General features: G+C 55.5%; 12 protein-coding genes. 6 read left to right on the top strand and 6 right to left on the bottom strand.

The annotated features are described in order from the left end of the window. The first annotated feature begins 85 nt into the window (after positions 1 to 85). A complete protein-coding gene (locus tag BUB13_RS07200) occupies positions 86 to 2,167 on the top strand; it encodes a putative bifunctional diguanylate cyclase/phosphodiesterase (RefSeq protein ID WP_072907347.1) in 2,082 nt (693 codons plus the stop codon). 9 nt (positions 2,168 to 2,176) lie between these two features. On the opposite strand, the gene BUB13_RS07205 is transcribed toward BUB13_RS07200, so the two are convergent. Continuing rightward, positions 2,177 to 3,040, bottom strand: coding sequence for a YitT family protein (locus BUB13_RS07205; RefSeq protein ID WP_072907349.1), 864 nt, complete (start codon positions 3,038 to 3,040; stop codon positions 2,177 to 2,179). Between the two features lie 120 nt (positions 3,041 to 3,160). Between BUB13_RS07205 and uvrB the strand changes: the two genes are divergently transcribed. From uvrB to BUB13_RS07230, 5 genes are all read left to right on the top strand, one after another. Beyond that, positions 3,161 to 5,158, top strand: a complete 1,998-nt coding sequence (gene uvrB / locus BUB13_RS07210) for an excinuclease ABC subunit UvrB (protein WP_072907351.1) — start codon at positions 3,161 to 3,163, stop codon at positions 5,156 to 5,158. Between the two features lie 54 nt (positions 5,159 to 5,212). Next, positions 5,213 to 5,626: a hypothetical protein gene (locus BUB13_RS07215; RefSeq protein ID WP_072907353.1), complete on the top strand. Its 414-nt coding sequence runs from the start codon at positions 5,213 to 5,215 to the stop codon at positions 5,624 to 5,626. Positions 5,627 to 5,652: 26 nt separating this feature from the next. Further along, positions 5,653 to 6,564: a DUF362 domain-containing protein gene (locus tag BUB13_RS07220; protein WP_072907355.1), complete on the top strand. Its 912-nt coding sequence runs from the start codon at positions 5,653 to 5,655 to the stop codon at positions 6,562 to 6,564. Then, positions 6,561 to 8,111 (top strand): 4Fe-4S binding protein, encoded by a 1,551-nt coding sequence (locus BUB13_RS07225; protein WP_072907357.1) that lies wholly within the window; start codon positions 6,561 to 6,563, stop codon positions 8,109 to 8,111. The genes BUB13_RS07220 and BUB13_RS07225 overlap by 4 nt, the downstream gene beginning before the upstream one ends. A gap of 143 nt (positions 8,112 to 8,254) precedes the next feature. Beyond that, on the top strand, positions 8,255 to 9,337 hold the full coding sequence (locus tag BUB13_RS07230) for a sigma-54 interaction domain-containing protein (RefSeq protein ID WP_072907359.1): 1,083 nt from the start codon (positions 8,255 to 8,257) through the stop codon (positions 9,335 to 9,337). Positions 9,338 to 9,389: 52 nt separating this feature from the next. Here BUB13_RS07230 and BUB13_RS07235 read toward each other — a convergent pair whose 3' ends face one another. The 5 genes from BUB13_RS07235 to BUB13_RS07255 are packed head-to-tail and all read right to left on the bottom strand — an operon-like array spanning position 9,390 to position 13,241. Beyond that, positions 9,390 to 11,282: a hypothetical protein gene (locus tag BUB13_RS07235; RefSeq protein WP_072907361.1), complete on the bottom strand. Its 1,893-nt coding sequence runs from the start codon at positions 11,280 to 11,282 to the stop codon at positions 9,390 to 9,392. A gap of 40 nt (positions 11,283 to 11,322) precedes the next feature. Beyond that, on the bottom strand, positions 11,323 to 11,781 hold the full coding sequence (locus tag BUB13_RS07240) for a chemotaxis protein CheX (RefSeq protein WP_072907363.1): 459 nt from the start codon (positions 11,779 to 11,781) through the stop codon (positions 11,323 to 11,325). A 41-nt stretch (positions 11,782 to 11,822) separates the two neighbouring features. Further along, positions 11,823 to 12,281: a chemotaxis protein CheX gene (locus tag BUB13_RS07245; protein ID WP_084091838.1), complete on the bottom strand. Its 459-nt coding sequence runs from the start codon at positions 12,279 to 12,281 to the stop codon at positions 11,823 to 11,825. 57 nt (positions 12,282 to 12,338) lie between these two features. Further along, complete coding sequence (locus BUB13_RS07250) at positions 12,339 to 12,710, bottom strand: response regulator (RefSeq protein ID WP_072907366.1); 372 nt, start codon at positions 12,708 to 12,710, stop codon at positions 12,339 to 12,341. Positions 12,711 to 12,764: 54 nt separating this feature from the next. Next, the gene (locus tag BUB13_RS07255; protein WP_072907368.1) at positions 12,765 to 13,241 is read right to left on the bottom strand and encodes a chemotaxis protein CheX; all 477 of its coding nucleotides are present in this window, start codon (positions 13,239 to 13,241) and stop codon (positions 12,765 to 12,767) included. Position 13,242 lies beyond the last annotated feature (1 nt).

Genomic DNA, 13,242 nt, shown 5'->3' on the forward strand with positions numbered 1-13,242 from the left:
GCAATTTTCTCTTCATTTCGCTATAACTGCCCTTTAGGTTTTCTCGTCTTTTGCACGCATTCCACCCTGTTTTTCAGAGAACAGAATGCCTGAGTTTTTCAACGTTATTCTCGATTTCATGACCCAGTTTTCCGGGGGGCGCGGTGGTATTGACCACAACGTGGTGCAGTTCGGCCTGGCAGCGATCCTTTGGGGGACTCTGCTGACTTATGCTCGGGCCCGGCGCAAAGAGGATAACCCGGAACGCGAACGGCTGCTGATCTTCGCTTTCAGTTTCGGCCTGGTGCGTGAACTTTTCATGCTCGGTATGGCTTTTATCCTGGCGCTGGGCCTGGTTGAACATCAGCTGTTACATGTCGTCTTTCCGCCTCTTGAGCACAGTTTGCAGTATGCGGCCATTTTTGCTGTTGCCGGAGCGTTTCTACAGTTTCTGCGCCGGGATATCAAACTGGCCCGCCGCTATCTTTTGGGCAGTTTCCTTAGCCTGGCGGTTTGCTATGCCGCGACCTTCTGGTGGTGGGGAAGCTATATCTACGCCAACCCAAGTTCCAGGTTTGGCCAAACCTGGTGCGACTGGTTGTTCCACGGGACAGCAACTTTCTGGCTGTTGATCGCACTGTTTTTTGCCTGGCGCGGCCGGCAATGTAGCTCACGCCCCTTGGTGCTATCAGCACTCGGCTGTTTTTTCTTTGCCGTCTTTCTGAAAATTCCGGATATGGCATTTGCCGAGCTTTACGAACATATTTACACCCCGATCAGCCACGGAGCCTATCTGCTGGGGATTTTTCTGCTGGTAGCGGTCTACCTGAGGGAACAGGCCAGGGAAGGAAAGAGAGCCAAGCAGCAGATCATGCAGCTGGCCTATTACGATACCCTGAGCGGATTACCGAATCGCTCGTTGTTTTACGACCGCTTGCAGCAGGCGCTGGCTTTGGCGGATCGCTCTCACAACCGCTTCGCCCTGCTGTTCCTCGATCTGGATAACTTTAAAGCAATCAACGACACCTATGGTCATGCCTGCGGTGATCAGCTGTTGAAAGCGGTCGCCAATCGCTTACGTGGCTGCTTGCGCATGGGAGATACCCTGGCCCGGCTTGGCGGTGACGAGTTTATCATCCTGCTGCCCGATATCCTCGGAACCAACGCTGTTGTGACCGTGGCGGATAAAATTCTGCAGCAGATGCAGAAGGAATTTCAACTCGACCTGACGCAACTGTTCACCTCGGCGAGTATCGGCATCGCTTTTTACCCGGAGAACGGCAAGGATGCCGAAGAATTGATGAAGCACGCCGATGTCGCTATGTACGCGGCGAAGGAGCAGGGGCGCTCCCGTTATCATCTTTTCTCCAACGAGATGCACCGTAGAATCGTTGAGCGGCACCGGATCGCCGATGAGTTGCGGGTGGCACTGCAGAATGAAGATTTTGTTCTGCATTACCAGCCTCAGGTCGATATTGTCAGTGAAAAGATCGTTGGCGCCGAGGCGCTGGTGCGTTGGAAGCACCCGCAGAAAGGGCTGATCATGCCCGGTAATTTCATTGAAATTGCCGAGGAAACCGGTCAGATCCAGCAGTTAGGTGAGTGGATTTTCAAAACCGCATGCAAGCAGCTGAAGATCTGGCTGAACCAGGGGCTGGACGATTTCAAGCTGGCGATCAACCTCTCTGCTCACCGTCTGGAGCATTCCGACTTTTTAAGCAAAGTGGAAAAGATTCTCCTGCTCAACAATATCAACCCGCAGCAGATCGAACTGGAACTGACTGAGAGCGGCATGCTGAGGGACACGGAAAAAGCTCTCGAGTTGCTCAATCATCTCAAGCTGCGGGGTTTTGCGCTGGCGATGGATGATTTTGGCACCGGCTATTCGTCTCTCAGCTACCTGAAGCGTTACCCCTTCGACCAGGTCAAGATCGACAAATCGTTCATCAAGGGGATCAACCAGAACAACGACGACACTGTGCTGGTCAAGACCATCCTCTCAATGGCGCAGCATCTCAAACTGACCGTGGTCGCGGAGGGTGTCGAAACCTATGAACAACTCGCCTACCTGCGCGAGCTCGGCTGTGACCGCGCGCAGGGGTTCTACTTCAGCCGACCGGTGCCGCCGGACGAGTTTGCGGAGAGTCTGTTCGCATCCCAGTTCAACAGTGAGCTGAGTTCCGCCTGAGCCTGCCGATCAGTAAATTTTCCGCCGTGAAAAGGTCGAACCCAGTACGCTGAAGGTGTTCTCGACGATAAACAGAGCGTAATTATCCGTGGTAAAGACGATCTCCTCCAATCTTTTCAACTGGATATTGTTGGTGACCACCATCAACACGGTTCTCTGCTGCTTGTGATAGGCGCCGACTGCTGGCAGCATGGTCGTGCCGATTTTCAGGTGGGTCATCACCTGCTCGGCAATCTCTTCCGGTTTCTCTGAAATGATGAAGGTCAGTTTGCGCTGGTTGAACAGCGACAGGCAATAGTCGACCGCCCATGAGCAGACAAACACGGCAATCATCGAAGCGATGACCAGGTCGTTGTCGAGGCTGGCGAAACTCAGTGAAAACAGCAGGACATTGAAAGCAAAATAGACCTTGCCGACGCCGATGTTGTATTTCTGGTTGAGGATCACGGCAGCCACATCCAGCCCGCCGTTGGAGCCGAGAGAACGCAGCACCATGCCGGCCCCAAGCCCGAGTAGCACGCCGAACACCAGCGCCGCATACAGCTGGCTGCTGATATGAATCTGAAAATCGATCAACTGGTAATAGAGTGAAATCAGACCCATCGCCAGAGCGCTGTACCAGAGGAAGCGGCGGGAGATGAAGATATAACCGAGGACGAACATCGGCACGTTGAGCAGCACGTACAGCAGGCCCGGGTTGAGCCAGTCGGTGTTGTAGAAGATCAGGGAGCCGACCCCGAACAGGCCTCCCGGAACGAAATTGTGCGGGATGGCGATCGACTTGAGGGCGATCGCCTGGATCAACGAGCCGATGGCGATCAGTCCACAGTTCCAGAAAATCGAGTAGACGAATTTGCTTTTCTCTTCGGTCATACCGTATCCTTTTGGTGTGTCGACAGAGCAGAATAAAAACGGGCCGGAGTCTGCACTCTAAAATTTGACATGTCAATCTGTTTTTCCACCTAAACTGCTAATTTTTCGGATTAAAACCACATGGCACAATTCGAACTGACATCCGATTACCAGCCACGCGGCGACCAGCCGCAGGCGATTCAAGAATTGGTCGAAGGCATCGAGCGCGGCGATAAGCACCAGGTACTGCTCGGCGTCACCGGCTCTGGCAAGACCTTCACCATGGCCAACGTGGTCAACCAACTGCAGCGACCGACCCTGGTACTGGCCCACAACAAGACACTGGCGGCGCAGCTCTACGGTGAGTTCAAGGAGCTGTTTCCGAACAACGCCATCGAGTACTTTGTCAGCTACTACGACTACTACCAGCCCGAAGCTTACGTTCCCTCGACCGACACCTTCATTGAGAAGGATAGCTCAATCAACGAAGAAATCGACAAGCTGCGCCACAGCGCCACCCGCAGTTTGTTGACCCGGCGCGATGTGCTGATCGTCGCTTCGGTCAGTTGTATCTACGGCCTCGGTTCGCCGGAGGCCTATTACGGCATGCTGGTCAACCTGCAGGTCGGCCAGGAAATGGACCGCAACCAGTTCCTCAAACACTTGGTCGAAATCCAGTACGAACGCAACGACATAGACTTCCACCGCGGCACCTTCCGCGTGCGTGGTGACAGCGTCGAGGTGTTCCCCGCCTACGAAGAAAAGCGTGCGCTGCGCATCGAGTTCTTCGGCGACGAGATTGACGCCATCAGCGAGATCGACCCCTTGCGCGGCCAGGTGATCGACCGGCTCGACCGGACAGGCATCTTCCCCGCCAGCCACTACGTCGCTACCAAGCCGACCCTGGAGCGGGCAATTAAAGAGATTCAGGACGAGCTGCAGCAGCGCATCCAGTATTTCCAGGAGCGCAACATGCTGCTGGAAGCGCAGCGGATCGAGCAGCGCACCCTGTTCGACATCGAGATGATCGAAGAGATGGGCTACTGTCAGGGGATCGAGAACTACTCCCGCTTCCTTGACGGCCGCCAGACCGGAGATCCACCGGCGACCCTGCTTTCCTACCTGCCGGACGATGCGCTGATGTTCATCGACGAGAGCCATGTCAGCGTCAGTCAGGTCGGCGCCATGTACCGCGGCGACCGTTCACGCAAGGAGACCCTGACCAACTACGGTTTCCGGCTGCCTTCGGCGCTCGACAATCGGCCGCTGATGTTCGAGGAGTTTGTCGAACGTCAACCGCAAACGGTTTATGTTTCCGCGACCCCGGCCGACTACGAGATGGAGAAGGCAGAGGGCGTTTTCGTCGAGCAGGTGATTCGGCCGACCGGGCTGGTCGATCCGCCGATCGAGGTACGTCCGGCCACAGAGCAGGTCGACGACCTGATCGATGAAATCCGCAGCACCGTCGGCAGCGGTGCGCGGGTGCTGGTCACCACCCTGACCAAGCGGATGGCCGAGGACCTGACCGGCTACCTGCAGGAGCTCAGCATCAAGGTCAACTACCTGCACTCCGACATCGACACCGTCGAGCGGATGCAGATCATCCGCGCCCTGCGCGAAGGGGAGTTCGACGTGCTGGTCGGCATCAACCTGCTGCGCGAAGGCCTCGATATCCCCGAGGTCTCGCTGGTGGCGATCCTCGATGCCGACAAGGAAGGCTTCCTGCGCAGCGAGCGCTCGCTGATCCAGACCTGTGGCCGTGCAGCGCGCAACGTCGACGGCCGGGTGATCATGTACGGCGACAAGGTGACTCGCTCGATGCAGGCCTGTCTCGACGAAACCGAGCGCCGGCGCGCCAAGCAACTCGCCTACAACGAAGAGCACAACATCACTCCGCAGTCGGTGAAGAAATCGCTGCGTTCGATCCTGGAGGATATCTCCTCGAAGGATTACACTGATGTGCCGATTGCAGCCGAAGGGGAAGCCGCTTACAGCGACCCGGACGAGCTGAAAAAACAGGTCGCGACCCTCAAAGAGCAAATGCTGGAAGCGGCTGCTGATCTTGATTTTGAACGCGCCGCCGAGTTGCGTGACCAGATGTTGGAACTGGAAAAACGAGAGCTGGCACTGCGGGGATAAATCGGCAAAATTGGTTATACTTGTTTGATCACTATCTATTGCAAAGGGGGCATTATGAAAACGTTATTGTTGCTGTTGATTTGTTCAGGGCTGGTGTTTGTCAATCCTCTCTTCGCCAAGCCGGACTGGGCCGGGCAGGGTGGCGCCGCTAAAGCGGAGAAGAAAGAATACCAGAAAACCTATCAGGAGAAAAAATACGCCGACGATGAAGATGAGGTGAGACAGTATCGTCACGGTGGCCAGGATGACGAGCGGCAACGTAACCGGGAGCAGGAAAAAGAAAAGAAGTTCAAAAATAAAGAGCAGAAACAGTTAAAAGACGGCAAAGGCCCGAAGGGTCAGGAGAAACAACGCGAGAAAAAAATGGAGCAGGAGCAAAAGGAGCTGGGCAAAGGTTCCGAGCAGGGCCAGAACTCTCGCGAAAAACGGAAGAAGTGGTGGAAATTCTGGGGTGGTGAGGAATCATAACCTGCCCCGGTAAACGGGGGTAAAACATGACCGATCTCAATCGACGACAATTTATCCGCAGCGCCCTGCATAGCGCTCTGGCTGTCGGCACTTTGCCGGTAGTCGATCTGCTGGCGCTGCCGGCCCATGCGGCAACAGCACCGCAGGTCGCACTGCGTACAGGCAAAGACTATTCATTGCTGGTCGAGCAGACACTCTCGGCGCTTGGTGGTATCGAAAACTTCGTCGGCCGTGGTGACCGGGTGGTGGTAAAACCGAATATCGGCTGGGACCGCACCCCGGAGCAGGCGGCCAACACCCACCCCGAAGTGGTCAAGGCGGTGATCGAGCATTGCCTGCAGGCCGGGGCGAAACAGGTGCAGGTTTTCGATAACACCTGTAACGACCCGCGCCGTTGCTATGTCCAGAGCGGCATTCAGGATGCGGTTAAAAGCCTGCGCAGCGACCGGGCGAAGATCGGACACATGGATCGTTACGGTTACCAGGACATTGCCATCGAACAGGGCCGAGAACTTGACCGCTGGAAGTTTTATCAGCCGGCGCTTGATGCCGATAAGTTCATCAACATCCCGGTAGCCAAAGATCATTCCAGTACCACCCTGTCGCTGGCGATGAAGAATATCATGGGGGTGATCGGCGGCAATCGTGGCCGTTTGCACCGGCGTATCGATGAAGCTGTGGCCGATATCAATCTGGTGGTGCACTCCGACCTGAGCATCATCGACGCCACCCGGATTTTGCTGCGCAACGGGCCACAGGGCGGGCGGCTGGAAGATGTCGAACGCCGCGATACGTTGATTGCTTCTGCCGACATTGTTGCTGCCGACAGCATGGCTGCCGGGCTTTTCAACCTGCAGCCGGATGATATCTCGACCGTCGTTGCCGGTGCCCGGCGTGGTTTGGGCGTGATGGACCTGGGCAAGGTGCAGCGGGTTTGAATCGGGGACGTCGCAATCTTCTTCTGCGTCGAACGGTGCAGCTGTTCTGCCTCGGCGGTTTTGTCTGGCTGTTTCTGCAGACCGAGTATCGCGGCCTGGATGAGCTGCCTTATCCGGTCAGCCTGCTGTTCCGCCTCGATCCGCTGGCGGCTCTGGCCGATCTCCTGGCGCCCGGCCCGTTCAGCTGGTCGCTCTGGCCAGCATTGCTGTTGCTGGTGCTGACAGCTTTTTTCGGCCGTTTCTTCTGCGGTTGGATCTGCCCGCTTGGCACCACTCTCGACGGCTGCGGCAAGTTGACCGGTCGTGGGTCCCATCTTACCAACCGCAACTGGCGCAAGTTGAAATATTTGTTGTTGTTCGGCATGACTGCTGCCGCTCTTGGTGGTGTTCAGCTGCTCGGCCTGTTCGATCCGCTGGCAATCTTCCTGCGCTCGCTGACCCTGTCGATTTACCCGGCCTACAACCTGCTTCTGAACGGGCTGTTCGATTGGGGCTATCAGCATGATCTACCGCTGCTGAGCAGTCTTTATCCCCTGTTTCGCGATAACCTGATGGCGTTTTTCCAGCCGAGCTACACTTTGGGCCTGTTCACCCTCTTTGTTTTTCTGACGATTCTGTTGCTGGAGCGGGTTGAGCGGCGTTTCTGGTGTAAAAATCTCTGCCCCCTCGGTGCGCTGCTCGGACTCTGCAGCAGCCATGCTCTGCTGAAGCGGGTACCGGACGGTTTGTGTGTGGATTGCAGCATATGCGCAAGCGAGTGCCGGATGGATGTGGTGGCGAAAGAAGGGCAGCGTAACGGCGAGTGTATCGCCTGTCTCGATTGCACCGATTATTGCCCGCAGGAAAGGGCGAGGTTTGTTTTCAAGGGGGGAACTCGACGACAGGCACATGTCGATATCGGTCGCCGTGACTTGCTGCTATCGGTTTCAGCCGGAGCGATGATCGCTCCGGTCGGCCGGATCGCACCCGACAGCTACAAATTGAACCCCTACCTGCTGCGACCGCCCGGAGCTGTTGCCGAAGACGAGTTTCTGCGTCGCTGCGTGCGCTGCGGCGAGTGCATGAAGGTTTGTATCGGTCAAGCGTTGCACCCGGCGCTACTGGAGGCGGGGGCGACAGGACTCTGGACGCCTCTGCTGGTTGCCCGTCTCGGTTACTGCGAGTTCAATTGCACCCTCTGCGGGCAGGTCTGCCCGACCGGGGCGATCAAGCTGTTGCCGGTTGAACTGAAACGGAAAACCATTATCGGGCTCGCGGTGTTCGACAGGAACCGCTGCCTCCCGTTCGCTCGTGGTGAGGAATGCCTGGTTTGTGAGGAGCATTGCCCGACACCGGAGAAGGCGATTGTCTTCGATGAGAAGTCGGTTGATTTCGGTGGAGAAATGCGAACCCTGAAGGTGCCACGGGTGGTGACTGAACTCTGTATCGGCTGTGGCATCTGCGAAACCAAGTGCCCCCTCGATGGTGTCAGCGCTATCCGCGTGATTAATGAAATCGAGACGCGCCGCCCGCAATCACTGCAACGTGAGAGCAGTCCTTACGGTTGATCTGAACACCTCCAGAGAATTCATCAAAAATAACGTGTCCAAATATTGACACATTACAGAGCATATATTATTGTTGTCTCATCTTCTGTGCGGTAACTGATTTTGCCGCTGATTTCAAAGCGTTATTTACTGGAAATGAGATTATGACAACAAATGCTGCTGCGCGCTCAGGCTTCGGTTCCATGATTGGCCGCTCATCGCAGATGCTGGAGCTCTTCGAGCTGATCTCCTGCGTTGCCGAAGAGGGTGAGAGTACCGTTCTGGTGCAGGGCGAGAGCGGCACCGGGAAAGAGCTGATTGCTCGTGCCATTCACGAGAATAGCCCGCGCAAAAACGGTCATTTTGTGCCTGTCAATTGTGCGGCAATTCCTGATGAACTGCTGGAGAGTGAGTTGTTCGGCTATGTTAAGGGGGCCTTCACCGGCGCCCAGCAGTCGAAGATCGGCCGGGTCCAGTTTGCCGACGGCGGTACCCTGTTCCTCGACGAAATCGGGGATATGAAGCCAAACCTGCAGGCCAAACTGCTGCGCGTACTGCAGGAGCGTGAAGTTGAGCAGGTCGGCGGTGTCAAGCCGAGCAAGGTCGATGTACGCGTCATTGCCGCGACCCATCAGAACCTGGAAAAGCTGGTCGAGGAAGGAACCTTCCGCGAAGACCTCTATTACCGCCTTGCAGTCATCCCGCTGCAGGCACCACCACTACGCGATCGCAAAGAAGATATCCCGGTTCTGGTAGAGAAGTTCATCGTCCAGTTCAGCCGGCGCAAAAGCGATCAGCCGACCCGCATCGATCCATTGGCGATGCGCAGCCTGCAGGGTTATGCCTGGCCCGGCAACGTCCGTGAACTGGAGAACCTGATCCAGCGATTGGTGATCCTGCATCGTGGCAAATTTGTGACCATGAAGGAGTTGCCGGAGAAGTATCGCTGCGAGCCGATTCCTGAAGAAGAGCTGCCGTTGAGCCTGCCGGTGGAAAGCCTGGTCAGTGAAATCGAGGCGCAGCCCGCTGGAACCGTTGCGGTGGCGACATCGGATATTGAGGCCCCGGAAGTGGTCTGGAGTGATGAAGGGATCGATTTCAACGCGTTGATCAGCGAGTTCGAGGACAAGCTGATTCTGTTGGCGCTCAGCCGTACCGAGGGGAATAAAAAAGAAGCTGCGCGGTTGCTCAACCTGAAGCGCACCACCTTGATCGAGAAAATCAAAAAGAAAAACCTGCCGGTTTAATTCAAGCAATCCACTCCTTAAAAAGAAAAGCCCCGCCGATTGGTGGGGCTTTTTAACTGGCCTGACGCAGCTTGAAGTGCTCACCGATCTTTTGCTGAATTTCCTCCGGCGGTGTCGGTGTAATCAGGATATCGCGGGCACCGTACTTGATTGCACGCAGAACCGTGGTGCGGGTCCATTCCGGCCCAGCGAAAATCAGTGGCGGCAGGGCCTGTCCCGAAGATTGCAACTTGATTGCGGTGGCGAAGCCTTTTTCATTGACCCGTGACATGATCAGGACCGCGCCAAGAATCTGGTTGCTCTGGAACGGTGCTTTGATGTCATCCTGGAAACTGAGAACGCGTGAATCGAATTGTGCAGCATTGAGAGCATCGGTAAAGGGCTGCGCTGCGTTCGGGTCTTCCGCGATCACCAGGACAAGTGGCGGCCCGTTTACTGGTGCTGCGGCCGTTGCCGCAGGTTGCGTGGTTGCGGCAGCGAATTCCGCAGCCGCCTGTGACGCCACGCTTCCCTGGGCGGTCGGCTGTGCTGCCTGTTGTGTTCCTGCTGCGGCAGGTTGTACGGCATTTGCGGATGGGGCCGCGTTCGCGTCAGCGGCCGGATCCGGAGCGTCGGCTGGTGCTGCTGCGGCCTGGGGCTGGCTGTAACCATCAAGATCAAAAACATGAGCCGGGAACAGCAGCAGGAGGCGGTCAAGGTCCTGCCCTTCCATGTTAATGGAGAAGGACGCGAGATAATAGTCGCCTTCCGGAAAGGGCTCATCGCCTGCCATATCGATCTTGGTCGGGGTGATCAAGGTCGATTCTGTTCTGACAAAACGAATCTGTTTCGGGTAGCGGTCAAGGAAGACCTGGGTCAGACCACCGGCAAGGATATTGGCGACTTCGCCGAAAGCATCTTCGACTTCACCCTCAAGCACTTTCTGGCTGGCCTGTTCTTCAATCTGGTCATCAGGCAGCATGATCAAGGTGCCGCCGAGGACGATGGCGTCCGGGATCTGGGTAAACATGAAGCCGCAGCCCTCGCGGTCGCCGGAGACCTTCATGTAGGCCATGTTGACCCGGTCGGTGCAGTGATTGGCGAAGAAATCAGCTTTTGAGGTCATAAGCAGCTGAATATCGTCGCATTTGAGGTCCTGGCCGAGCAGGGCGCCTATCTCTTCACCGATCTGACTGATGGTCGCGTTGAAGACAGTGTCTGTCAGTTTTTTGGCATCGGCGAACAGCGGCTTGGGTTCTGCTGCTGGTGCTTCCGCGACCGGTTCTGCTTCTGCGGCAGCCGGTTGCTCGCTTACGGCCGCTGGCTCAGGCGACGGAGTCGCGGCGGCGGGCTCTGCTTCGGCCGCTGGGGCAGCAGGAACTTCGTCCGCTTCGCTTTCAAGTTCAAAGACATCTACGGGAACGATGAACTCGACCTGTCCGAGCTCCTCATCGCCATCAGCAAGGATGCAACTGGCAACGTAATATGTCCCTGGTGGAAAGGGTTCGCTGCTGCCGAGATCAATCTTGGTCGGGACCAGTTCTTCGACGGTTTTTTTGATGAAACGGATGGTCTTGGCGTATTTGTCGACAAACGCCTGGGTGAAAACACCGGCAATGATATTGGCAACTTCACCGAAGGCATCGCTCAGTTCGCCGTCAAGTTTGCCGCTCTGGATATGCTCCTCGATCATATCTTCCGGCAGCATGATCAAGGTGCCGCCGAGCATAATGGAGGAGCTGATCGGGGTCAGAAGGAAACAGTCACCTTCCTTGTCGCCGCTGACGGTCATCCGGGTCAGGGCGGTGGTGGGGCGACTGATGTCACTGAAAATGGTGTCTTTGCTGGAGAGTTGCAGCTGAATATCGTTGCACGACAGCTCTCGGCCGAGCAATGCCCCGATTTCAGTTGCCAGATTTTCGACGCCGGTTCTGCAAACGACGTCTATGATGCCCCGTTGGTCCAAAGTACCCTCTCACAAAGAATAGATTGTGTGAGCAGGACCTTTAGCGGAGAGAATATTTGATCTCGACGAAAAAGCGTCCCTGCTCGAGCTTGAACGGGATTATAACCCGATTGCTCTTGGTCGGCGAAGAAACCGTGTAGGACTTCCCCGATACCGTTGTTGGAATCGACAGCTCCAGATTGATATCTTCAGCAGCAAAGGATTCCTTTAATCCCCCGGCAACCATGTTGGCGATTTCACCGAGAGTATCTTTGACATCTTCGTCGATTTCTTCAACATCCATGCCAAGCATCTCACTGGTAATTGCCCTGCCGATGTTTCCCGGGCAGTGGATGCTGAGCATGCTGTTAAAATCGCCACTGAGCCCGATCATCGATGAAACGTGACAGTCGAGCACTTCCTGACCTTCAGTGAGAACTTGTCCCGAAGAGATCTCCATGAAAATCATGGTGTTAAAGATCTCTTCGGTTGTATGGATAATTTTTTTAGCAAAATCCACAATTCATCTCTTTTCAGCAGTGGCGGGATACTCTACTCAACCTATTCCGGGGAGAGCTGCAGCTCGACCAGAAATTGATTTCCCTCCAGAGTGAAGGGAACAGTGATTTCCTGAGCGTCAGCGATACAGTCGATCATGTATTCTTCGCCGGAAACGGTTGATGGCATCGACAGCTGGATTTCACTCCCTTTGGGATCGAGATGTGCTTTCAGGTTGCCGCCCAGCATATTGGCCAATTCGCCGATGGCATCGCGGACATCATCATCGACCTCTTCGACCTCCATGCCGAGGAAAGCGGTTGTCACAGAAAGAGCCACCTGCGTCGGAAGGTGGATAGCAAGCATCCCTTTGGTGTTGCCAGCCAGGCCAATGATGCCCGAGATGCTGTCGTTGAGCATTTCATTTTTACGGTGGTAAGGCTCCCCGGGAGTGACGTCCAGCATGATCATGCTGGAGAAGATCTCCTGGGTTGATTCAATAATGTGTTGAGCGTGTTCCACTGATGTCTCCTTGTTGCCCCATCCCGGCCGTTTTGGCGACCGGGATGGCAGAGGTCTTTAGAGCAGAGCGCCGAGAGTTTCGTTGATCAGGTCCGGCGTGAAAGGTTTCTTGATGGCCCCTTTTGCACCGTAGGACTTGGCTTCGTCGATAATATCTGCGCCGGTTTCAGTTGAAATCATCACCACCGGGATGTCGGCGATAGCAGCGTCTTCCGATTTGGCCTTCAGGAATTCGAGGCCAGTCATGTTCGGCATGTTGATGTCGCTGAGGACAACGTCGACTTTGTTGTCCGCCAGTACCGCCAGGGCTTCCTGGCCGTCGCCTGCTTCGAGGATTTCATCGAAATCGATACCTGCCTGACGCAGGGCACGGGAGACAATTTTGCGCATAGTGTTGGAATCATCAACGATCAGGACTGTTTTACCCATTCTGTTTCTCCTTTTTGTTTACTTGAAATAATTCGACGATTCGAGGTCGAAAGTTTAGTCGTTTAAAGCAACGAGCGGCGCGCCGGTGATAAAAAGTTGCACCGGTTGCTCGTCGCCGGTAATCAGTTTCCAGCTGACGCTGTCGCCATCAAACTCCGGAAGTGGTCCTTCTCCGGTCACAGGAAGGCCGATCTGGAAGGCCTGGTTTTCCGCCAGGAGCTTGGTCATGAACAGTCCGGCGACAGTATTGAGAAGCTCATGCAGGATATCGCTCATCTTGTCTGCTGTAATTTCATCTTCGTCCAGCAGGAACATCGATCCAGCCAGTTCTTTCAGCGCGTCTTTGTTGACGGCCATGAAAATTTCACCCGGAACCGGATCTTTGACCACCAGGGAGGTCCAGGCCAGCTGATCTTCAGGGATCTGGTAGTCCTGGTCGAAATGTTCTATCACCTCGGTGAACGCCATGTTTTCAAAGGTCTGGCTGACCGCATCTTTCATCGCTTGGTAGAGCGGGTTATGTTCAATCATT

The sequence above is a fragment of the Malonomonas rubra DSM 5091 genome (assembly GCF_900142125.1).
Lineage (GTDB): Bacteria > Desulfobacterota > Desulfuromonadia > Desulfuromonadales > Geopsychrobacteraceae > Malonomonas > Malonomonas rubra.

Bases quoted from the DNA above. Each gene is read 5' to 3' on its own strand.
- BUB13_RS07200 (WP_072907347.1), top strand. From the start codon at position 86: ATGCCTGAGTTTTTCAACGTTATTCTCGATTTCATGACCCAGTTTTCC.
- BUB13_RS07205 (WP_072907349.1), bottom strand. From the start codon at position 3,040: ATGACCGAAGAGAAAAGCAAATTCGTCTACTCGATTTTCTGGAACTGT.
- uvrB (WP_072907351.1), top strand. From the start codon at position 3,161: ATGGCACAATTCGAACTGACATCCGATTACCAGCCACGCGGCGACCAG.
- BUB13_RS07215 (WP_072907353.1), top strand. From the start codon at position 5,213: ATGAAAACGTTATTGTTGCTGTTGATTTGTTCAGGGCTGGTGTTTGTC.
- BUB13_RS07220 (WP_072907355.1), top strand. From the start codon at position 5,653: ATGACCGATCTCAATCGACGACAATTTATCCGCAGCGCCCTGCATAGC.
- BUB13_RS07230 (WP_072907359.1), top strand. From the start codon at position 8,255: ATGACAACAAATGCTGCTGCGCGCTCAGGCTTCGGTTCCATGATTGGC.
- BUB13_RS07250 (WP_072907366.1), bottom strand. From the start codon at position 12,710: ATGGGTAAAACAGTCCTGATCGTTGATGATTCCAACACTATGCGCAAA.
- BUB13_RS07255 (WP_072907368.1), bottom strand. From the start codon at position 13,241: ATGATTGAACATAACCCGCTCTACCAAGCGATGAAAGATGCGGTCAGC.